This window comes from Lacticaseibacillus camelliae DSM 22697 = JCM 13995 (assembly GCF_001436615.1).
Taxonomy (GTDB): Bacteria; Bacillota; Bacilli; order Lactobacillales; family Lactobacillaceae; genus Lacticaseibacillus; species Lacticaseibacillus camelliae.
Genome location: NZ_AYZJ01000022.1, coordinates 59,000 through 78,973, shown reverse-complemented (window position 1 = coordinate 78,973; position 19,974 = coordinate 59,000). Strand labels below are relative to the sequence as shown.

22 protein-coding genes are annotated in these 19,974 nt (G+C 57.6%); 20 read left to right on the top strand and 2 right to left on the bottom strand.

Annotation, left to right across the window (positions count from 1 at the left end; all coding sequences use genetic code 11):
- Positions 1 to 179 precede the first annotated feature (179 nt).
- The 11 genes from FC75_RS04230 (at position 180) to rplT (ending at position 11,879) form a co-directional block, all read left to right on the top strand.
- Complete coding sequence (locus FC75_RS04230; RefSeq protein ID WP_054666343.1) at positions 180 to 893, top strand: Bax inhibitor-1/YccA family protein; 714 nt, start codon at positions 180 to 182, stop codon at positions 891 to 893.
- Between the two features lie 271 nt (positions 894 to 1,164).
- Positions 1,165 to 3,801, top strand: coding sequence for a DNA polymerase I (gene polA, locus FC75_RS04225; protein WP_056989222.1), 2,637 nt, complete (start codon positions 1,165 to 1,167; stop codon positions 3,799 to 3,801).
- Between the two features lie 21 nt (positions 3,802 to 3,822).
- Positions 3,823 to 4,671: a bifunctional DNA-formamidopyrimidine glycosylase/DNA-(apurinic or apyrimidinic site) lyase gene (gene mutM, locus FC75_RS04220; RefSeq protein WP_054666337.1), complete on the top strand. Its 849-nt coding sequence runs from the start codon at positions 3,823 to 3,825 to the stop codon at positions 4,669 to 4,671.
- Entirely contained in the window at positions 4,668 to 5,264 is a 597-nt protein-coding gene (gene coaE / locus FC75_RS04215) for a dephospho-CoA kinase (protein ID WP_056989221.1), read from the top strand. The genes mutM and coaE overlap by 4 nt, the downstream gene beginning before the upstream one ends.
- A 53-nt stretch (positions 5,265 to 5,317) precedes the next feature.
- Complete coding sequence (gene nrdR / locus FC75_RS04210) at positions 5,318 to 5,788, top strand: transcriptional regulator NrdR (protein WP_056989220.1); 471 nt, start codon at positions 5,318 to 5,320, stop codon at positions 5,786 to 5,788.
- A 56-nt stretch (positions 5,789 to 5,844) separates the two neighbouring features.
- Positions 5,845 to 7,227 (top strand): replication initiation and membrane attachment family protein, encoded by a 1,383-nt coding sequence (locus FC75_RS04205; protein WP_056989219.1) that lies wholly within the window; start codon positions 5,845 to 5,847, stop codon positions 7,225 to 7,227.
- Positions 7,208 to 8,131 (top strand): primosomal protein DnaI, encoded by a 924-nt coding sequence (gene dnaI / locus FC75_RS04200; protein ID WP_056989218.1) that lies wholly within the window; start codon positions 7,208 to 7,210, stop codon positions 8,129 to 8,131. Before FC75_RS04205 ends, dnaI begins: the two co-directional genes overlap by 20 nt.
- A 322-nt stretch (positions 8,132 to 8,453) precedes the next feature.
- Positions 8,454 to 10,430 (top strand): threonine--tRNA ligase, encoded by a 1,977-nt coding sequence (gene thrS / locus FC75_RS04195; protein ID WP_056989217.1) that lies wholly within the window; start codon positions 8,454 to 8,456, stop codon positions 10,428 to 10,430.
- Between the two features lie 257 nt (positions 10,431 to 10,687).
- The gene (gene infC, locus FC75_RS04190) at positions 10,688 to 11,218 is read left to right on the top strand and encodes a translation initiation factor IF-3 (RefSeq protein ID WP_054666000.1); all 531 of its coding nucleotides are present in this window, start codon (positions 10,688 to 10,690) and stop codon (positions 11,216 to 11,218) included.
- A gap of 37 nt (positions 11,219 to 11,255) precedes the next feature.
- Positions 11,256 to 11,456, top strand: a complete 201-nt coding sequence (rpmI, locus tag FC75_RS04185) for a 50S ribosomal protein L35 (RefSeq protein ID WP_054665996.1) — start codon at positions 11,256 to 11,258, stop codon at positions 11,454 to 11,456.
- 66 nt (positions 11,457 to 11,522) lie between these two features.
- Positions 11,523 to 11,879: a 50S ribosomal protein L20 gene (gene rplT, locus FC75_RS04180; protein WP_054665993.1), complete on the top strand. Its 357-nt coding sequence runs from the start codon at positions 11,523 to 11,525 to the stop codon at positions 11,877 to 11,879.
- 194 nt (positions 11,880 to 12,073) lie between these two features.
- Here rplT and FC75_RS04175 read toward each other — a convergent pair whose 3' ends face one another.
- Together FC75_RS04175 and FC75_RS04170 are read right to left on the bottom strand one after the other, a co-directional pair.
- A complete protein-coding gene (locus FC75_RS04175) occupies positions 12,074 to 13,018 on the bottom strand; it encodes an NADP-dependent oxidoreductase (RefSeq protein ID WP_056989216.1) in 945 nt (314 codons plus the stop codon).
- Between the two features lie 2 nt (positions 13,019 to 13,020).
- Positions 13,021 to 13,644, bottom strand: a complete 624-nt coding sequence (locus FC75_RS04170) for an alpha/beta hydrolase (protein ID WP_056989215.1) — start codon at positions 13,642 to 13,644, stop codon at positions 13,021 to 13,023.
- A gap of 245 nt (positions 13,645 to 13,889) precedes the next feature.
- Here FC75_RS04170 and FC75_RS04165 point away from each other — a divergent pair, with 245 nt between their 5' ends.
- The 9 genes from FC75_RS04165 to FC75_RS04125 are packed head-to-tail and all read left to right on the top strand — an operon-like array spanning position 13,890 to position 19,901.
- Positions 13,890 to 14,420: a YqeG family HAD IIIA-type phosphatase gene (locus FC75_RS04165; protein WP_056989214.1), complete on the top strand. Its 531-nt coding sequence runs from the start codon at positions 13,890 to 13,892 to the stop codon at positions 14,418 to 14,420.
- The gene (gene yqeH, locus FC75_RS04160) at positions 14,407 to 15,525 is read left to right on the top strand and encodes a ribosome biogenesis GTPase YqeH (RefSeq protein WP_056989213.1); all 1,119 of its coding nucleotides are present in this window, start codon (positions 14,407 to 14,409) and stop codon (positions 15,523 to 15,525) included. Before FC75_RS04165 ends, yqeH begins: the two co-directional genes overlap by 14 nt.
- 10 nt (positions 15,526 to 15,535) lie before the next feature.
- The gene (gene yhbY / locus FC75_RS04155) at positions 15,536 to 15,853 is read left to right on the top strand and encodes a ribosome assembly RNA-binding protein YhbY (protein WP_054666220.1); all 318 of its coding nucleotides are present in this window, start codon (positions 15,536 to 15,538) and stop codon (positions 15,851 to 15,853) included.
- 4 nt (positions 15,854 to 15,857) lie between these two features.
- Positions 15,858 to 16,508, top strand: a complete 651-nt coding sequence (locus FC75_RS04150) for a nicotinate-nucleotide adenylyltransferase (protein WP_056989212.1) — start codon at positions 15,858 to 15,860, stop codon at positions 16,506 to 16,508.
- Positions 16,501 to 17,103 (top strand): bis(5'-nucleosyl)-tetraphosphatase (symmetrical) YqeK, encoded by a 603-nt coding sequence (gene yqeK, locus FC75_RS04145; RefSeq protein WP_054666223.1) that lies wholly within the window; start codon positions 16,501 to 16,503, stop codon positions 17,101 to 17,103. The genes FC75_RS04150 and yqeK overlap by 8 nt, the downstream gene beginning before the upstream one ends.
- Positions 17,103 to 17,462 carry a ribosome silencing factor gene (gene rsfS, locus FC75_RS04140; protein WP_054666226.1) on the top strand — a complete coding sequence of 120 codons (360 nt, stop codon included), beginning with the start codon at positions 17,103 to 17,105 and terminating at the stop codon, positions 17,460 to 17,462. The genes yqeK and rsfS overlap by 1 nt, the downstream gene beginning before the upstream one ends.
- The gene (locus tag FC75_RS04135; protein WP_056989211.1) at positions 17,459 to 18,196 is read left to right on the top strand and encodes a class I SAM-dependent DNA methyltransferase; all 738 of its coding nucleotides are present in this window, start codon (positions 17,459 to 17,461) and stop codon (positions 18,194 to 18,196) included. The genes rsfS and FC75_RS04135 overlap by 4 nt, the downstream gene beginning before the upstream one ends.
- A gap of 2 nt (positions 18,197 to 18,198) precedes the next feature.
- A complete protein-coding gene (locus FC75_RS04130; RefSeq protein ID WP_056989210.1) occupies positions 18,199 to 19,356 on the top strand; it encodes a nucleotidyltransferase in 1,158 nt (385 codons plus the stop codon).
- The gene (locus FC75_RS04125; protein WP_054664420.1) at positions 19,350 to 19,901 is read left to right on the top strand and encodes a YceD family protein; all 552 of its coding nucleotides are present in this window, start codon (positions 19,350 to 19,352) and stop codon (positions 19,899 to 19,901) included. The genes FC75_RS04130 and FC75_RS04125 overlap by 7 nt, the downstream gene beginning before the upstream one ends.
- Positions 19,902 to 19,974 lie beyond the last annotated feature (73 nt).

Below are 19,974 nucleotides of genomic sequence, written 5' to 3'. Positions count from 1 at the left end.
CGCGATTCGAAGTGCGAATCGTGATGCAGGGACGCCTGCGTTTTGGGCTAAAACCGTTTTGTGTCTCGGCCTCGTTTTTGCCAATGTGACACGGCGCGAACTCAGACTAAAGTCCAACTTGAAAGCCTAGGGATTCTGGTATAATAGAGCCAAGTTAGGTTATTGAAAGGAATGATTACATGCAAGAAGAACGGCGAGTGGTCAACGATTCGGGAATGACCAGATTCTTCAACAAGGTGTACTCGACAATGGGGCTGGGACTGCTGCTGACGGCAGTGATCTCGTATCTGCTCGGGACGGTTTTTCTGCCCCAGTACGTCGGCTTCATCAGCGCTCACCCCATCATGTTCTATGTGCTGCTGTTTCTGCCGATTCTTCTGTCGTTCGGGGTCAGCAGCCGGCGGGCACAGGCTAACGCGGCCTATGCGAGTCTGATGTTCTACCTAATCTCGGCCAGCTATGGGGTCACCTTTACGGTCATTCTGATGTCCTACCGGCAGTCGATCGTGGCCATTTCATTCTTGACGACGGCGGTGATTTTTCTCACGATGTCGATTGTCGGCCGCACGACCCAGAAAGATTTGAGTCGCGCCGGTTCAATGGCCTTCACCGCGCTGATTGGCGTGATCATCCTCAGCTTAGTGAATATGTTCATGCACTCCACTGGGTTGATGTACTTGATCAGTTACGCGATTTTGATCATCTTCATTGTGATGACCGCTTTTGATACCCAAAAGCTTAAGCAGATTTACCTGACCGCGGACAGCCGCGGCGGGTACACGGTCAACACCAACAGCCTGGCAGTTCAAGGGGCTTTGGCGCTGTACTTGGATTTCCTGAACATTTTCTTGGTCCTGTTGCAGTTGTTCGGTGGCAGTTCAAACAGAAACTAAGGTGCGAAGGACTGGCGTACTTAGGTCGATGGCTAGCCTAGCCCAGTGGATTGCTCGCAAGGCGAGCGAGCCGCTGGGCGTAGCTAGACACTCGGCCGTTGCCAGTCCGTAGCCCGATTTAACTAAGGTGTGCAGGCTAGTCTAGCTGTTCGGGCGTTGCCAAGCCGGAGCCCGATTGAGAAGAAGGTCTTGCCCTTGTGGTAAGGCCTTTTGTCTACCCAAAAATCCCTCAGCGGGTCTGCTATAATGAAAGGCAGAACAGGAGGCAGCTATGGCACAAGAAAAATTACTGCTGATCGACGGCAGCTCGCTCGCGTTTCGGGCGTTTTACGCGATGTACACCCAGATGGACCGCTTCACCAATAAGGACGGGATTCACACCAACGCGGTGATGACGTTCAATAACATGCTCGACAATGTGATGGATGAGTTCAAGCCCCAGCACGTGCTGGTTGCATTCGACAAAAGCGGGGGGACTTTCCGCACCAAAATGTTTGATGACTACAAGGGCCAGCGGCAAAAGGCGCCCTCAGAGTTCATCGAACAGTTGCCGTACATCCATGAACTGCTGGACGATCACGGCATTCGCCACTACGCGCTGCAGGATTACGAGGCCGATGATATCATCGGCACGCTTTCCCGCGAAGCCGAGGCCCGCGGTTGGCACACCGACATCATTACCGGCGACCGCGACCTCACGCAGCTGGCAACCGATAACGTGACCGTCCAGGTGACGCGCAAGGGCGTCGGCGAGCTGGAACCGTTCACGCCGGCCCACATTGAGGACACCATGGGTCTGAAGCCAAAGCAGATCATCGACCTCAAGGGCCTCATGGGCGACACCTCCGATAATTATCCCGGCGTCACCAAGGTCGGCGAGAAAACCGCGCTCAAGCTGCTTCACCAGTTCGGCTCGATCGATAATCTCTACAAGAACATCGATGACCTGAAGCCGAGCAAAATGAAGGAGAACCTGATCAACGACCACGACCAGGCCATCATGAGCCAAACGCTGGCGACCATCGATCAGGACGCCCCCATCGAAATTGGCCTGGATGATTTGGACTATAAGGGGCCGGACATCGAAAAGCTTCGCGACCTGTACACGCGGCTCGACATGCGCCAGGCGCTGAAAAAGCTGCCCGGAAATGAGGCGCAACAGCCCAAGAAGAATTTGCATTACGTGGTGCTGACCGACGCCAATTTGGGTCAGCTGCCTAAGACCAACCTGCCGGTCGCGTTTGAGATCGAAATGCTTGACGACAACTACCATGTGTCGCCGCAGATTGGTTTTTTCATTGGCACCAAGGACGAAACCTATGTCTCGACTGATGTGACCCTGCTGACACTTAAGCCGCTTTCGACTTGGTTGGCGGGCCACGAGCTGGCGGTGTTTGATGCCAAGCGCAATTTGGTGGCGGCTAACCGGCTGGATCTGCAGCTGCCTCACATCGGTTTTGATGTCCTGCTGGCGTCTTATTTGCTGAACCCGGATCAAAACAGCAACGACTTTGGTCAAATTGCCGAAGATCACGATTACACGCTGCCGCTGGATGCGGACGTTTACGGCAAGGGGGCTAAGCGCCAGGTCCCGGACGACGAGAAGTTGTTCACGCACTTTGCGGAAAAGGCCCAGGCGATATTGGCGCTGCGGCCGCACCTGCTCAAGGACCTTGATGACCAGGACCAAACCAAGCTGTTCGCCGACATGGAAATGCCGCTGGCCAAGGTGCTGGCCCGCATGGAAATCGCCGGCATCGTCCTGGATCAGCCTAAGCTGACGGAAATGGGCGACCAGTGGACCAGCACCATGCACGTGCTGGAAGAGAAGATATACGGTGAGGCCGGTTTGAAGTTCAACCTCAACTCGCCAAAGCAGCTGGGAGAGGTCCTGTTTGAAAAGCTTAACTTGCCGGTGATCAAAAAGACGAAGACGGGGTATTCGACCTCGGTCGATGTGCTGGAACAACTGAAATCTGCCAGCCCAATCGTCCAGGACATCCTGGACTACCGCACCGTGGCCAAGCTGCAGTCGACCTATGTGGCCGGCCTGCTCAAGGCCGTGCTGCCCGATGGCAAGATTCACACGCGCTACCTGCAGACGCTGACGGCGACGGGGCGCCTGTCATCCGTAGACCCGAACATGCAAAACATCCCGGCTCGCGACGAAGGCAAGCAGGTCCGCCAGGCCTTCGTGCCGAGCCAGCCGGGCTGGCAGATTTTCTCGTCGGATTACTCGCAGATCGAACTGCGCGTTTTGGCGCACATTTCCGGTGACAAGAATATGCAAGAGGCCTTCAAGGAGGACCGCGACATTCACGCGAACACCGCGATGAAGATTTTCGACCTGGATTCGCCGGATCAGGTCACGCCGGACATGCGCCGGCAGGCCAAGGCGACTAATTTCGGGATCGTTTACGGGATTTCCGACTTTGGGCTGGCCAAGAACATCGGGATCACGCGGCCGCAAGCCAAGGCGTTCATCGACGGCTACTTTGCCCAGTACCCTAAGGTCCACGACTACATGGATAACATGGTCAAAACGGCGCGCGAAAAGGGTTACGTGGAAACCTTATTCCACCGCCGCCGTTACCTGAACGACATCCACTCGCGCAACTTCAACCTGCGTCAGTTCGCCGAGCGCACCGCGATGAATACGCCAATTCAGGGCAGTGCGGCCGACATCATCAAGGTGGCCATGATCCGGATGCAGCAGATGCTGGATGAGCATCACTTGCAGTCGCGCATGCTGCTGCAGGTGCACGACGAACTGATTTTTGAGGGCCCAGCCGAGGAAATGGACCAGCTGGCGGCATTGGTCCCGAAGGTGATGGATTCAGCAGTGTCGCTGGACGTGCCGCTAAAGGTCGAAAGTCATTATGGCAACACCTGGTTTGACGCCAAATAAGAGTTGAGGAAGGGCTAGCAGATGCCGGAATTACCAGAAGTTGAAAATGTCCGCCTGGGGCTGACAAACCTGATTGTTGGCAAAACCGTTCAGAAGGTCACGACGGATTGGGAGAAGATCCTGATCGGCGGCGTGCTGCATTTTAATCAGCAGCTCAAAGGTGCGACCATTACGCGGATCGATCGGCGTGGCAAGTACCTGTTGATCCGTTTCGATAATGGGCTGACTCTGGTGTCCCACTTGCGCATGGAAGGCAAGTACCAGCTGGCTTTGAGGCAAGATGATCCTGCCCCGCGGTTTTGGCATGTGGGCATCGCGTTCACCGATGGCTCCCAGCTGCGCTACCTGGATATGCGCAAGTTTGGCCGCATGCAGCTGGTCCAAACCGGCACCGAGGAAATCGTTGTGCCCGGCCTGGCCAAGATGGGGCCTGAGCCGACGCCGGCAACATTTGACGCCGAGGCGTTTTATCAGACCATTCATAAGCGCAAGGCGCCCATTAAATCGGTGATTCTGGATCAAAGCGTGGTGGCCGGTGTCGGCAACATCTACGCCGACGAAAGTCTCTGGCTCAGCCGGCTGCACCCGGCCCAGCCGGCTTCGACCATCACCAAGAAAGAGGCGCGGCTGCTGCATGATAACATCATTGCGGAGCTGCAAAAGGCGATCCGGCTCGGCGGCACTAGCGTTCACTCGTTTGTGGACGCGACCGGGCAGCGTGGCGCCATGCAGGATCAGCTGCACGTCTATGACCGGGAAGGCACGCCGTGTGACCGGTGCAAGACGACCATTGTCAAAATTAAGGTGGGTCAGCGCGGGACCCATTTTTGCCCACATTGTCAGAAACTGAGGAAGCGTAAGGTAAGATGACGTATTTGTTAGGATTGACCGGCGGTATTGCGACGGGCAAAAGCACCGTTGCGGCCGAATTTCGTAAGTTGGGCTGCCCGGTGGTCGACGCCGACGAGGTCGCGCGTGAGGTGGTTGAGCCCGGGCGGCCGGCGCTGAAGAAAATTGCGGCGGCGTTTGGGGCGCGGGTCCTGCGCGCGGACGGGTCGCTTGACCGCAAGGCGCTGGGGGACATTGTGTTTAATAATCCTGACCAGTTGGCTCAGCTGAACGCCATCGATCACCCGTACCTGCGCGATGCAATCAACGATGCGCTGGCGGCGGCCAAAGCCACCGGGGCTAGGGTCGTCGTCGGCGAGATTCCGTTGCTCTACGAGACCCATTACGAAACAGGCTTTGACGGGGTGGCGGTGGTGACCCTGCCGCCGAACATGCAGCTGGAGCGGCTTATGGCCCGCGATGGCCTGACGCAGGCGCAGGCGCAGGCGCGCATCAATGCCCAAATGCCACTGGCTGACAAGATCGCCAAAGCAGATTTTCTGATCGATAACTCTCAGGGACCGGCCGCCCGCAAGGCCCAGGTCGCGGACCTGTTGGGGCAGCTGGCCCGGTGATTGTCAGGGTGCCTCGTGGTATAATGTAGTATCAAAATGAAGAAGGTGTGCCTTTGCTCTGCCCACATTGTCATCATAATAGTTCCCGGGTCGTTGACTCCCGGCCCACAGACGGTGGTCGCGCGATTCGGCGCCGCCGCGAGTGTGAAAACTGCGGCTTTCGCTTCACCACGTTTGAGCGGGTCGAGCAGACGCCGCTGCTGGTGATCAAAAAGAACGGCACGCGCGAGGAGTTCAGTCGTGAGAAGATCCTGAAGGGCCTGATCCGTGCGGCCGAAAAGCGTCCGGTCACGATGGAACAAATGCAGAAGATCGTCGAAAACGTGGAGAACAAGCTGCGCGCGATTGGGGAAAATGAGGTCTCCAGTCAACAGATTGGCGAGTACGTGATGAAACAACTTGCCGAGGTCGACGACGTGGCCTACATTCGCTTTGCCTCAGTCTACCGGCAGTTCAAGGACATGTCAGTGTTCATGCAGGAGCTGCAGGACATGATGAAGCGGGAAAAAGATCAAGATAAGTAATTAAAAGTGGGTGTGGGGCAACCGACGCCACTTTTTTGAGTCAGGAGGGGACAGCATTGGCGCGACCGAGCAATTACATGGCGCAGGACGACTTTATCGTCGTTCAGGCGACTTATTTCAGCGATCAGGATCAGGACGTGGTCGTCCACCTTTACCAGCCGCTGATCGGTCCGGTCGCGCTGGCGCTTTACCTGAGCCTCTGGAACGATTCGCACCGGCAACCGGCCGCCGCCGATCGGCGAAAACAGACGGCGCTGATGGACCTTTTGGGCGTCGATCTCGACACGCTGTATTCTGCCCGCATTAGGCTGGAGGCCCTGGGGCTGATGAAAACCTACACGTCGACGGATGCCGGTGGGCGCTACTGGGCGTACGAGCTGTACCGACCGGTGGCGGCCGACCGGTTTTTCCAGGACGACACGCTGAGTCTGCTGCTCTTTGATCGCGTGGGGGATGGGCGATTTGCGCAACTGGCGAATCGGTACGCAATTCACACCGTGCGCGCCCAAAGCTGGCAGGATGTGTCTGCCAGCTTGCTCGATGTCTTCGAGCTGACATCAGTGGTCCCGACTGCTGGCACCAAAAGCGCTAAGCAAACCGTGGCGCCAAAGCCGCTGCCTGAGGTGACTTTGAGCGATGGCGCCGGGTACGATTGGGATTTGCTTGAGCAGCTTACGGCAAAAGGTGGGTTGCGCTCAGGCCAGCTAGGTCAGCACCGGGCGGCCTTAGCCCAGATGGCCACCTTTTACGGGCTGACCCCGCCGGTGTTTGCCCGGTTCATCCAGCAGGCGACCAACCGGGCGACCGGTGAGTTGAGCCTGCGCGCACTGAGGCAAATCGTCGAGCAGACTTATCAAAAGCAGGCGCCGCACCTCAAGCCGAAAGGCACTGCCAGTGCGTCAAGTGCGTCCAGCGCAGACGCTCAGCCCCAGGGCAGGCAGTCCCTGTCAGCCAGCGAGCAGGCGCTGATCCAGCGCGCGCAGGCAACGCCGCCACGGGAATTTTTGGAAGAGGCCAAGCACCGCAAAAACGCCCAGCTCTTTGTGGCGCCGAATGAGCTGCAGGCCGTGCGCAAGCTGGCGGCGCGGAATGTGTTCGACAATGCGACCATCAATATTTTGATCGATTACATTCTGCAAAACTATGACAGCGTCAATCAGGCCCTGCTGGACGCAATCGCCAATCGCTGGCTGGCCGTTGGCGTCGACAGTCCGGCGCGGGCACTGCAAGCCATCAAGGATTACCAGCAAAAGCCGCGTCAGTCGCGTAGGCGGCAGGCACAGCCGGCGCGCCAGGAGGCGAAGCCGGACTGGTTAGATAAGCCTTATGAGGCAAATAGTGCAGATGAGGATCCCGCGCTAGCCGCTGAGATTGCCAAGAAACGAGCAAAGTTACGCGCACTGAGGGAGGAAAAGACCGATGAAACCCATGAAGGATGAACTGGCCAAGATTATGGATCGGCGCCAGTTGACTAGTGAGTACCGCAAAATGGTGCAGGACGCGGTCGCAGATCCTGACGTTCAGACCTTTTTAAGCGCCAATCAAGGCAAGCTGGCTTCCGATGCGGTGGTTCGCGGCGCCGCCAAAATTTACGAGTTCGTGACCGCTCGGGATCGTTTGGCGGCCGGAGACCCTTTGATTGCGCCAGGTTACCAACCTCAGCTAGTGGTCTCAAATGGGCTGATCGACATTACGTACGTCGCAACGCCTGAGAAGATTGCCCAGGATGCTTTGGCAGCCAAATCCCGGTTGATCACTGCTTTAAATATGCCTAAAGCAATTAAGAATGCGGACATTGATACCTATGATGAAAAGGACAGGGGTCAGGCCCTTTCTGCGGCACTGGATTTCACTACCGGAATGGCGGAGGCCCCAGATGATTTTCACAAGGGGTTGTACCTGACCGGGCCTTTCGGCGTTGGGAAAACTTTTCTACTCGGTGCGATTGCCAATGATTTGGCGAAGCACGGTATCGCTTCGACGCTGTTGCACTACCCGACCTTCGCTGTGGAAATGAAGGACGCGATTACTGATAATTCCGTACTGGCCAAAACGGACGGCATCAAAAAGGCCAAGGTGCTGATGATCGACGATATCGGCGCTGAGGCCTGGAGCGCCTGGGTCCGCGATGAGGTGCTCGCCGTGATCTTGCAGTACCGGATGCAGGAGGAGCTGCCGACGCTGTTCACGTCGAACAAAAATATGCAGGAGCTGACGGCGTTCCTGTCCGGCAGTGAAACAGGCAAGGCGGACGAGCCGGTCAAGGCGCAGCGCATTATGGAACGCGTGCGGTTTTTGGCCAAGGAAATCACCGTTGGCGGGCCGGACCGGCGCAATGTTTAAGCTGGCAGATGCACACCAGTGCACAATTCGTGAACTTTTTGCCGCATAAGCCTTGCACCCTGAAGTGGGCTGTGGTTTAATCTAAGTATCAAAGACGGAAGCAAAAAGGAAGTCCCACCCAGAGAGCCCAGGCACAGCTGAAAGCCGAGCATCGACGTCCGCACCACTTTCCGAGATTGGCCGTTATGGCCCCCGCAGCGCAGGTTACGCGCAACGAGTGGAAAGCAGTGCTTTCAAATCGGGTGGAACCGCGAGCAAAATCGTCCCGAGTGTCAAATGACACTCGAGGCGATTTTTTGTTTCCGAAAAAAGGAGAATGGGTATGTCAATCAAGATCACGTTACCAGATAACAGCATCAAAGAATTTGACGCCGGCGTTTCGACGCTGGACGTTGCCAAAAGCATTGCCAACAGTCTGGCCAAAAAGGCCGTTGCCGGAAAATACAACGGTCAGCTCATTGGGCTGAACGATGCGCTTTCGGCCGATGGCAGTTTGGAAATCATCACCAAGGACTCTGATGAAGGGTTGAACGTTTTGCGCCAGACGGGCGCGTTCGTGCTGGCTGCGGCCATCAAAGCCCTGCACCCGGAAGTGCGGCTGGGCGAAGGCGAAGCTGCCGATGACGGCTTCTACTACGACACTGACCGCGAAGACGGCCAGCTGACCATCGATCAGCTGCCGGCGATCGATGCAAAGATGAAGGAAATCATCAAGGCCAACGCGCCGATTGAAAAGATCAGCATGAGCAAGGCCGATGCGAAAAAGGCCTTCGCCGATGAGCCGTACAAGGTGCAGCTGATTGACGAGATCAAAGGCGATGAGGTCAACGGTTTCAAGCTCGGCGATTTCTGCGACTTTGAGGAAAGCGTGCTGCTGCCAAACCTCAAAGACCTCAAGCACTTCAAGCTGTTGTCTGTTGCCGGTGCCTACTGGCAAGGCAAGTCATCCAACCCGATGCTGCAGCGGATCTACGCGACGGCTTACTACAAGGAAGCTGATCTGGAAGAAGACGGCAAGCGCCGCCAGGAAGCCAAGGAGCGCGACCACCGCGTGATCGGCCGTGACCTGGACCTGTTCTTTGTCGATCCTAAGGTCGGGGCCGGCCTGCCATACTGGATGCCAAAAGGCGCGACCATTCGGCGCATCATCGAGCGCTACATCATCGACAAGGAAATCGCCGATGGCTACGAGCATGTTTACACGCCAGTTCTGATGAACCTGGATGCCTACAAGACCTCCGGCCACTGGGACCACTACCGCGATGACATGTTCCCACCGATGGACATGGGCGACGGCGAAATGCTGGAGCTGCGGCCGATGAACTGCCCAAGCCACATTCAGATCTTCAAGCACCACATCCGCTCGTATCGTGAGCTGCCGCTGCGCATCGCTGAACTGGGCATGATGCACCGTTATGAAAAGTCCGGCGCCTTGTCCGGTTTGCAGCGCGTGCGGGAAATGACCCTGAACGACGGCCACACGTTCGTCGCGCTGGATCAGGTCCAAGACGAGTTCAAGAAGATCTTGAAGTTGATCATGGCCGTTTATGAGGACTTCAACATTTCTGACTACACCTTCCGCTTGTCCTACCGCGATCCGAAAAACACCGCGAAGTACTTTGACGATGATGAAATGTGGACCCGCAGTCAGAGCATGCTGAAGGGCGCCATGGACGACCTGGGTCTGGATTACTACGAGGCTGAAGGGGAAGCCGCATTCTACGGCCCTAAGCTGGACATCCAAACCAAGACGGCGCTGGGCAATGAAGAAACCATGTCGACCATCCAGCTGGACTTCATGCTGCCAGAGCGGTTCGACCTGAGCTACGTCGGCGCCGACGGTGAGAACCACCGGCCGGTCATGATCCACCGCGGCATCGTGGGCACCATGGAGCGCTTCATCGCCTACCTGACAGAAATTTACAAGGGTGCCTTCCCAACCTGGTTGGCGCCAACGCAGATCGAACTGATCCCAGTATCCCTGGATCAGCACATGGACTACGCCAAGCTGCTCAAAGACAAGATGCTCAAGGCCGGCCTGCGGGTCGAGCTCGACAGCCGCAATGAGCAAATGGGCTACAAGATCCGCGAAGCCCAAACCCAGAAGATTCCATACACGGTCGTGGTTGGGGACAAGGAAGTTGATTCCGCTGCCGTCTCTGTTCGCCGCTATGGAGAATCGGCTGGCGAGGAAATGCCGGCTAACTTGTTCATCGAGTCCGTTGAGGCGGAGATCAAGAACTACAGCCGTGACGGCAAGCACAAGCGCGGCGAGGGCCAGGCGCAGCTGGACAAGTAATGAGCGTTTTTCTGAAAAGGGGCAACCTGCCTCTTTTCTTTTTGCCCCAAATGCCGGGTTACGTCGCGCGGCTGCGGGGCAGAAAAGCTTGACGCTCAAGGCCAGTGCGTGTATGATTAGAAAGTTGAGAAAAAGCAGAAGTTCCCGCTTCTCACCCAAGCCTTTGGCCTCTAGGTAAATGATCGGTAGATAATCGACGGCGGGCACATTCTGTGTCTGTCGTTTTTTTGCTTTTCTCGAAATTAATTCGGAGGTGAATTGCCATAGCACGAGATATGATGGTCAACGATGGGATCCGCGCCCGCGAAGTCCGCTTGATCGACCAACATGGTGAACAACTAGGCGTCAAGAGCACTAGCGAGGCGATGGAACTTGCATCGACGGCAAACCTGGACTTAGTTCTGGTTTCGCCGACTGCCAAGCCGCCAGTTGCCCGCATTATGGATTTCGGCAAATTCCGGTTCGAGCTGCAGAAGAAGCAGCGCGAAGCACGCAAGAAGCAAAAAACCATCAGCATCAAAGAAATTCGGTTGAGCCCGACGATCGGCGAAGCTGATTTCAACACTCGTCTGAAGAACGCGCAGAAGTTCCTGGAAAAAGGGGACAAGGTTAAGGTTTCTGTGCGGTTCCGAGGCCGGGCGATCACCCACAAGGACTTGGGTCGAAAAGTCCTAGAACAAATGGCCGACGCGTTGAAAGACATCGCGAACGTGGAGGTTCGTCCCAAGATGGATGGCCGTTTCATGTTCCTGATGCTCACACCAAAGCCAGATCAGAAGAATCAGTAATTGATTCTTCAACATACGTATTAGGAGGAAAATCGTCATGCCAAAATTCAAGACACACCGCGCTTCTGCTAAGCGCTTCAAGAAAACTGCTAGTGGCGCTTTGAAGCGGGGCCACGCATACACCAGTCACCGGTTCCACGGTAAGACTAAGAAGCAGCGTCGTCAGCTGCGCAAGTCAGGTTTGGTATCCCACTCAGATATGAAGCGGATCCGCCAGATGATGAGTCAGATGAAGTAATTGTGCCTGTGGCCTGATGGCCCTCGCACTGATCGTTTTCGCTTTATTTTTTGAGGAGGAATTAACATGGCACGTGTAAAAGGTGGAACAGTTACTCGTAAGCGTCGTAAGAAGATCCTGAAGCTCGCCAAGGGCTATCGTGGGTCAAAGCACCTGCTGTTCAAGGCAGCAAGTGCGCAGGTCATGGTTTCGTACCGGTACGCCTTCCGCGACCGCCGCGCAACCAAGCGCAACTATCGCTCCCTGTGGATTGCCCGGATCAACGCTGCGGCGCGGATCAACGATATTTCCTACAGCAAGCTGATGCACGGTTTGAAGGTCGCAAACGTTGACATGAACCGTAAGATGCTTGCGGACATCGCCGTTTCCGATCCTGATGGCTTTGCTGCCTTGGCAGCAACCGCCAAGAAAGCTTTGGCATAAGGCAATAAAAAAATCGGCCCTCATCGGGGCCGATTTTTGATTGACGGGCCAACCGCATTAAACCGTGGTGTCAGCTTCTCTCAAACGAGTGATGCACCCACGATCGAGTCTGCGGTTTAATCAAGTTTCGTCAAGCGATACGCGCAGTTGGGAAAGCCCTTCGCCAGGTGATCAATTTTGGCGAAGGGTTTTCTTTATTCCGGTGAGGCTTCAGTCATCACGACCAGCTTGCCGGCGGGGTGGTGGCATTCCAGCAGGCGGTGGCCCTCCTGCACCCCAGCCACTGAAAACGGCAGCGCCTTGGCAATGCGCACCGAGAAACCGGGCGCTTGGGCCAGGGCCGTGAGGATCGGAAACGCGGCCTCAGGTTTTGCCTGGGAGCGGTCGCCGAGTTGAACCAGCTCGAGGCACTTGCCGTCCGTCTTCGGCTTCGCATCGGCAGTGGTCAACAGGGTCCCGCCAGGACGCGTGAGCTGCGGCCCGGCGCCGTAATCTTGGCCGCCGCGGACTGCGTTGACCGTGGCGTCCGCCTGATTTTTGAACTTGGCGCCAACGTCTTCCTGATCGTACAGTCCGATTTCATCAGCGCCCAGTTGAGCCAGATAATCCGCATTGCGGGCACTGGCGGTGGCGATCACGTGCAGGTGCTGCGCCTTAGCCAGCTGGACGACCAGTGCCCCGACGCCGCCGCTGGCGCCTTCAACGGCCAACGTTTGCCCAGGCTCAAGCGCCAGCGCCTGGAGAATCGTCACCGCGGATAGGCCGACTTGCGGCAGTGCGGCGGCTTCGGGCAGGCTGAGCGCGGCCGGCTTTTTCGTGAGTTTGCCGATGCTGGCGGTGACAAACTCGCTGTAGCCGCCAATGGGCCGGTAGTTGATGACGACATCACCCAGGGCGAAGGCTGAGACCCCGGCGCCGAGCGCAGTCACGCGGCCGACGACATCAGTACCTGGGACGATTGGCCACTTCAGCTTGCGAAAAGCGGCCTGCTCACCGCGGCGCAGCGACGCGTCGTAAGGATTGAGCCCAAACCCGAGTACCTGGAGCTGGACCTGGCCCGCTTTGGGCAGGGGCACTGCGGCCTTCAGTGCGGTCAAGACGGTCGGGTCACCATAATGGTCAAAACCAAAGCGAATCACGACTATTCCTCCTTTAGTCGGCCGGAGTCGGCGAGCCACTGCTTGGCGGCGCGCAGTTCGGCGAGGTTAAGATTGTGCTGCTCCTCATGGGTGAAGGTGGTCAAGGCGCCGCGTGCCGCCCGGATCTGGCCCTGCAAGGCAGCAAACGCGGCGCTGGAGACAATGGGGTCGGCGGTGCCAAACGAGGCCCAAACTAAGGTGTGCGGCGCCAGTTTTGGCTGCTCGACTGACCCCAGTGTCTTGGGGTGAAACAGCAAGGCGGTTTTGAAGGGCAGCGTCCGGGTCATCATGGCCCGAATCGCAAGGTTGCCGCCGTTGGAGTAGCCGACGATGATCATGCGGGCGGCGTTCAGTTGATATTTTCGGGTCAGCCTCGATACGGTATCAAACAGCCAGGTCGTTTCGGCCGTCAGGTTTGCGAAGTCGGCGGAGCCATTGGCAAAATCGCGGAAAAAACGCGGCTCACCGGCTTGAATTTCACGCCCGCGAATCGACAGCTGCGGCGCGCTTGGGGCAATGAAGCGGCCGATGGGGAGCAAGTCGCGCTCGGTCCCGCCATTGCCATGAAGCAGCAGTAGTGGCGCAAGCGCGCGGTCACCGTCCACAAATTGATAATGCAGGGTCATGGCTACCTCCTGAGTTGCAGCAGAGGCCAAAACGGCCGCCGTGAAAGCGCGGCAGTGCGCATCGGCTTTAAGGCCAGCGTACCGCTTTGGGCGGGCGAATGCGACGATTTTGGCTCGCCGCCGCTTGACAATGTGTGTTCAGACGTGAATAATCCTTGAAGCCGCAGTCAAGTTTGCGCGCAGACCGAGGTTTAGGCTTGGCACGTGTTATAATAAAAAGAACTATGAAATAGAGGAGGCCGCTTGTGGCAGTGTTTGAACCCACCTGGCTAGTCAAAGCCATCTACAACTTAACGCCGGCGCAGCTGAAGCGCCAAGGCATCGCGGCCGTGTTGACCGATTTGGACAACACGCTGATTGCCTGGAATAATCCTGATGGGACGCAGCAGTTGCACGATTGGCTGCAGGAGATGAAACAGGCGGGGATCACCGTCATGGTGGTGTCCAACAACAACCACGATCGGATCAGTCGGGCCTTGGCCAGGCTGGATCTGCCGTTTGTCGCTAGGGCGCTCAAACCGTTTCCGGTCGGCATCAACCGCGCCGTGCGTCAGCTGGGCCTTTCGAAGCACGCCGTGGTCATGGTTGGCGATCAACTGCTGACGGACATCGCCGCTGGCAACGCGGCGAATGTGCGCACTGTGTTGGTGCAGCCACTGGTGGAAACAGACGCCTGGAATACCCGGATCAACCGGTTTTTTGAGGGCTTTGTCCTGCATCGCATGAAGAAGAATAATCAGCTTAATTTTACGGAGGAATTGAATGACAAACACTGATGAGCCGCTGTATTGTATCGGCTGCGGGGCCCGCTTGCAAAGCACGGACCCCAAAGCGGCAGGCTTTCTGCCGGCAAGCTCACTTGATAAGGCGCGCGCTGGGGAAGAAGTCTACTGCCAGCGCTGTTTTCGGTTGCGCCACTACAATGAAGTCGCGCCGGTGTCACTGACGGACGACGATTTTTTGCGCCTATTAAATGCTTTGGGTGAAAGCGACGCGCTGATCGTGAACGTCGTCGATATTTTTGACTTTAACGGCAGCGTCATTCCCGGTTTGCACCGCTTTGTCGGCGACAATCCGGTGATCCTGGTCGGCAACAAGGCCGATGTCCTGCCTAAGTCGATCAACCCGCGCAAGGTCACGAACTGGCTGACTCAAGCCGCTCACGCCCAAGGGCTGCGGCCGGTGGCAACAGTGCTGACCTCAGCGAAGAAAGGGCATAACCTGGACGCGCTGCTGGATCTGATCGAGCAGTACCGCGAGCATCGCGATGTTTACGTGGTCGGGGTGACCAACACCGGGAAATCCACGCTGATCAATCGCATCATCAAAGACGAAAACGGCATGGCGGACCTGATCACGACCTCGCGCTTTCCTGGGACCACGCTGGATCGCATTCAGATTCCGCTGGACGATGGGCACTTCCTGATCGACACGCCCGGCATCATCCACCGCCGGCAGATGGCCCATTTTCTCAACCCGAAGGACCTGAAGCTGGTGTCCCCAAGCAAGCCAATCCGGCCAACCGTTTATCAGCTCAATCCCGGCCAAACCGTCTTCTTCGCCGGGCTTGCCCGGTTTGACTACCTGCGCGGGCCGAAAGCCGGGTTTACCATTTACGCCGATAATCAGCTGCTGCTGCACCGGACCAAGCTGGAAAACGCCGACGACTTTTACGAAAAGCACCGCGGCGGGTTGTTGGCGCCGCCGCGCGCGGAAGACTTAGCCGCTTTTCCCAAACTCGTGCGCTTTGAGTTCACGCCCAAAGAGGCGTCAGACCTTGTGATCGCGGGCTTGGGCTGGGTCGTGGTCCCAGCCGGCGTCACCGTGGCCGGCTGGGCGCCGGATGGCGTCGATGTGTTGTTACGAAAGGCATTGATTTAGGAGAATGAGCATGCTTACTGGAAAACAGAAACGTTTTTTGCGCGGTCGGGCCAACCGGCTGCGCCCCGTTGCCACCTTGGGCAAAAACGGCCTGTCGGACCAATTTGTCGACAGTGTCGCCAAGGCCCTGGAGGCCCGCGAACTGGTCAAGGTCTCGCTTTTACCGACCGCGGAAGAGACGCCGGCTGAGGTGGGGGCTTTTCTCAGCCGCACCATCGGCGGGGCGCAGGTCGCGCAGACCATGGGCCGCACGGTGCTGATGTACCGCAAGGCAACCCAGGAAGCGCACCGCAAGTTGTCAGACAAAGTGGCCAAACTGGGGAAGTAAGCGCATGGGGAGCAAAAGCAAGACAACGACCCTGACCCAGCCGGTGATCACCGAGGAAGTGTCCGAGCAGATCCTTGGCCCGCGGCGCAAACAGATCGGGATCCTCGGCGGGACGTTTAACCCGGTGCACATTGGCCATCTGATCATGGCGGAGGCGGTCGGGACGACCCTCGGCCTGCAAAAGGTGCTGTTCATGCCAGATAACCAGCCGCCGCATGTCGACCACAAGGACGCGATCCCGGTCGGCAAGCGGGTGACCATGCTGCAGGCGGCGATCCACGATAATCCGCTGTTTGACCTTGAGCTCGCTGAGGTCAAGCGCGGCGGGGTCAGTTACACCATCGACACGATGCGCGCGCTCAAAAAGGCGCATCCCGACACCGATTACTACTTCATTATCGGTGCGGACATGGTGGCTTACCTGCCCAAGTGGCGGGACGTGGATAAGCTCCTGAAGCTGGTTCATTTCGTTGGGGTGAAGCGGCGCGGTTTTGCCCCGGCCTCACCGTATCCCATCACCTGGGTCGACGCGCCCCTCATCGATGTGTCGTCCAGCGAAATCCGCACGCGGGTGCAAACGGGCCAGAGTATTCGCTACCTGGTCCCGGATTGCGTCCGCGCCTACATTGAGAAAGAGGGCTTGTACCGTGAGTGATTATGAATACCCGGCGACCTTGACGCACGACCTGAACCGGACCGAGCTGCTGAACCACCTGCAAAATCGCCTTGACGATGCGCGCTTCCAGCACTGTCTACGCGTTGAGAAAACGGCCCGAGAACTGGCCAAGCGTTTCGGCGCCGATGTGGACCGCGCCGGGCTGGCCGGCCTGTTTCACGACTACGCCAAGCAGATCCCTGTCGCAGATTACAAGCGCGTGATCATGGAGGACGGGTTTGACCCGGACCTTTTGAATTACGGGCGCGGCGTCTGGCACGGTTTGGTTGGCACGTGGTTCATTCAAACCGAGGTCGGCATCACGGATAAGCTGGTGCTGCAGGCCATCGAGCGCCACACCACCGGTGACCCCGACATGACGCTGCTGGACCAGATCATTTTCGTCGCCGACTTCATTGAGCCGGCCCGGACGCTGGACGCGGAGGTGGCGGCACGCAAGGCGGCAGCGACCGACATGCGCCAGGCCAGCTTCATCGAACTGAAAAACACCCTGCAGTACTTGATCGCAGAGAACAAGATCGTTTATCCGAAAACATTACTGACTTACAACGCATTTATTCCTAGGGAGGGATAATTCTGGACTCGAAAGCATTACTAGAAACCGCCGTTCGGGCGGCTGATGACAAACGCGCCGAAGATATCGTCGCGCTGGATATGACCGAAGTCTCACTGCTCGCAGATTATTTCATGATCGTCAGCGGCGGGACCACCCGTCAGGTGCAGGCGATCGTCGACGACGTTGAGGAAAAGGTGAAAGCCGCCGGTGGCCCGGAGCCGCGGATCGAAGGCAACAAGGATTCCAAGTGGATCCTCATGGACTTTGGCGACGTGGTCGTGGACGTCTTTACGCCGGAGGAACGTGCCTTTTATAACTTGGAAAAATTGTGGAACGAGGCGCCGCTGGTCGATGTGAAAGACTGGGTCAAGGCATGATCTACTCGACCTTTGCCGAAGTCTACGACACCCTGATGGACGATTCACTTTACCTGAAGTGGCGCGATTACGTGCTCGCCCGGGTCAAGCCGCACGGGCAGCGCTTATTGGAGCTGGCCGGCGGGTCGGGGAGCTTAGCCCTTTTATTGAAGCAGGCTGGCTTTGACGTGGCCGTGTTTGATCTGTCCAGCGAGATGCTGGCACTGGCGGAGGCCAAGGCCGAGCAGGCCAAAGTCGACTTGCCGCTGATCCAAGGCGACATGCAGGATCTCAGTGCGCTGCCGAAGTGTGACGTCGTGACCTGCTTTGACGACTCGATTTGCTACATGAAGGACCTGGCCGCCGTTCAAGCCGTGTTCACCCAAGTGGCGGCGCGGCTGCCGGCAGGCGGGGACTTTTTCTTCGACGCGCATTCGCTGCATCAAATGGATGACCTGTTCCCGGGGTACATGTACAATTACCAAACCGAGGACTACGCGTTCATGTGGCACAGCTACGAAGGTGAGGTCCCGCACTCAGTTGAGCACGACCTGACGTTTTTCGTCTATGATGAAAAACTCGACGCCTACCACCCGATGATCGAAACCCATAAGGAGCGGACTTATTCGCTTGAGGCTTTCAAGCAGGCGCTTGCTTCAGCCGGTTTTGTGCAGGTCGAAGTCACCGCAGAGTTTGGCGAGCAGCCGGTGAATGACAAAAGCACGCGTTGGTTCTTTCACGCGAAGAAGGGATAATGATGCAAGCCGTTGGCATGATCGCCGAATTTAACCCGCTGCACAATGGCCACGTCTACGCAATGCGGCAGGCGCGGCAGTTGAGCAAAGCCGATGTGGTCGTGGTGCTGATGGCGGGCAATTATGTCCAGCGCGGCGAGCCGGCCGTGGTGGATAAATGGGCGCGGGCCAAGGCCGCCTTAGCCAGCGGCGCCGACTTGGTCGTAGAGCTGCCGACCACCGACGCGGTCCAGGCGGCGGACGGGTTTGCGACCGGCGCGTTGACCCTTCTGGGTGCACTTCAGGTGTCGACGTTGGCGTTTGGCACGGAGGCCCCGGACTTGGACTACGCGGCACTGGCAGCACGCGTTGCCGCCGCGCCGCCTAAAAGCAGTCTGTTTCAGGATCACACCCAGACCTACGCGACCCAGCTTAATCAGTACTATCAGCAAACCGCTGGCGTCAGTCTGGATGCGCCCAATCTCTTGCTGGGCCTGAGTTATGCCCAGGCCAACCGACAGCTCAGCGAACCTTTGCGGCTGCTGCCGTTTGCCCGGCAAGGCGCGGCCCATGACGCAGCCGGCGTCAGCGCTGGTGGCGCCAGCGCCAGTGCGATTAGGTCCGCACTAGCGCAGGGTCAGGACGTGACAGCGGTGGTGCCGGCGGCGATGCAAGCAGGGCTTATCGCCGCCCGTCATCAGAGCTGGGCGGATCTGTTTCCGCTGCTTCGCTACCGGCTGCAGACCGCCGACCTAGCCGCGTTGCGCGGCATCTACACGATGTCCGAGGGCCTCGAGTTTCGGCTGACTGAGCAGCTGGCGGCGGCCCCGGATTTTCACGCGTTCCTGCACCAGATCAAATCTAAGCGTTACACCTATGCGCGAATGCGGCGGCTTTGCCTGTATGTGGTCCTAAACCTGACCGCTGAGGCGATGGCGGATGCCCGGCAGCACCGCTTCCTGCACGTGCTTGGCTTCACTGCAGCCGGGCGAAAGTACCTGCACCAAGTGAAAAAAACGCTGCCGCTGCCACTAATCACCAAAGTGTCGGCGGCGATGCTGGCGCCTGGCGGCATCATGCAGTGGCAGCACCGCTGCGATCAGCTGATCGAAACGGTGACCCAAACGGCGCAGAATTACGGCCGCGTGCCGGTAATGCGAAAGGAGAATGACGCATGCTAAAATGGACACTCAGTGAACTAGCGAAGTATCGCAGCACCCCGCTGCATTTTCAGGAGACCTTGGACCTGAAGCAGCACTTGGTCGAGCGCGATCCGGAGATCCAAGACGTCACACCGATCGCAGTTGATGGTTACATCAGCTTCGATGACGGCGACTTGCTGGCTTCAGTGACGCTAAAGGGCGCCATGGTGATTCCGTCGACTCGCAGCCTGAAGCCGGTCGACTGGCCGCTGAATTTTACCTTCAGCGAGGTTTACATCACTGACCCCACGCACGAGGAAAAGTACGAGGAGGGGCAGTTGGTCCTTGAACTGGACGGCGACACGTTGGACATTCAAGCTGCGATCGAGGACCACATCTTGTTGTCGATCCCGATGCAGGTCCTGACCCCAGAGGAAGAAGAGGCTGGTGAAATGCCGAAAGGCGAGGACTGGACTGTGATGGGTGAGGATGATTACGTCCAGACCAAGACGGCGGACGAGCAACCTAACCCGGCCTTTGAGAAGCTGAAGGGGCTCTTTCCCGATGACTCGGATAAGCACTGACATCCGGTCCGGCTTTAATTGCCGGGCCTTTTTTGCTAATATTAGGCTGTATTGGTTTGCGATATAAATAAGC

What these genes read in the sequence shown, in the direction of transcription:
- FC75_RS04125 (WP_054664420.1), top strand. Translation starts at nt 19,350, where the DNA reads ATGCTAAAATGGACACTCAGTGAACTAGCGAAGTATCGCAGCACCCCG.
- FC75_RS04135 (WP_056989211.1), top strand. Translation starts at nt 17,459, where the DNA reads ATGATCTACTCGACCTTTGCCGAAGTCTACGACACCCTGATGGACGAT.
- FC75_RS04170 (WP_056989215.1), bottom strand. Translation starts at nt 13,644, where the DNA reads ATGACCCTGCATTATCAATTTGTGGACGGTGACCGCGCGCTTGCGCCA.
- coaE (WP_056989221.1), top strand. Translation starts at nt 4,668, where the DNA reads ATGACGTATTTGTTAGGATTGACCGGCGGTATTGCGACGGGCAAAAGC.
- FC75_RS04230 (WP_054666343.1), top strand. Translation starts at nt 180, where the DNA reads ATGCAAGAAGAACGGCGAGTGGTCAACGATTCGGGAATGACCAGATTC.
- FC75_RS04130 (WP_056989210.1), top strand. Translation starts at nt 18,199, where the DNA reads ATGCAAGCCGTTGGCATGATCGCCGAATTTAACCCGCTGCACAATGGC.
- yhbY (WP_054666220.1), top strand. Translation starts at nt 15,536, where the DNA reads ATGCTTACTGGAAAACAGAAACGTTTTTTGCGCGGTCGGGCCAACCGG.
- polA (WP_056989222.1), top strand. Translation starts at nt 1,165, where the DNA reads ATGGCACAAGAAAAATTACTGCTGATCGACGGCAGCTCGCTCGCGTTT.
- rplT (WP_054665993.1), top strand. Translation starts at nt 11,523, where the DNA reads ATGGCACGTGTAAAAGGTGGAACAGTTACTCGTAAGCGTCGTAAGAAG.
- mutM (WP_054666337.1), top strand. Translation starts at nt 3,823, where the DNA reads ATGCCGGAATTACCAGAAGTTGAAAATGTCCGCCTGGGGCTGACAAAC.
- dnaI (WP_056989218.1), top strand. Translation starts at nt 7,208, where the DNA reads ATGAAACCCATGAAGGATGAACTGGCCAAGATTATGGATCGGCGCCAG.
- FC75_RS04150 (WP_056989212.1), top strand. Translation starts at nt 15,858, where the DNA reads ATGGGGAGCAAAAGCAAGACAACGACCCTGACCCAGCCGGTGATCACC.
- yqeH (WP_056989213.1), top strand. Translation starts at nt 14,407, where the DNA reads ATGACAAACACTGATGAGCCGCTGTATTGTATCGGCTGCGGGGCCCGC.
- rpmI (WP_054665996.1), top strand. Translation starts at nt 11,256, where the DNA reads ATGCCAAAATTCAAGACACACCGCGCTTCTGCTAAGCGCTTCAAGAAA.
- thrS (WP_056989217.1), top strand. Translation starts at nt 8,454, where the DNA reads ATGTCAATCAAGATCACGTTACCAGATAACAGCATCAAAGAATTTGAC.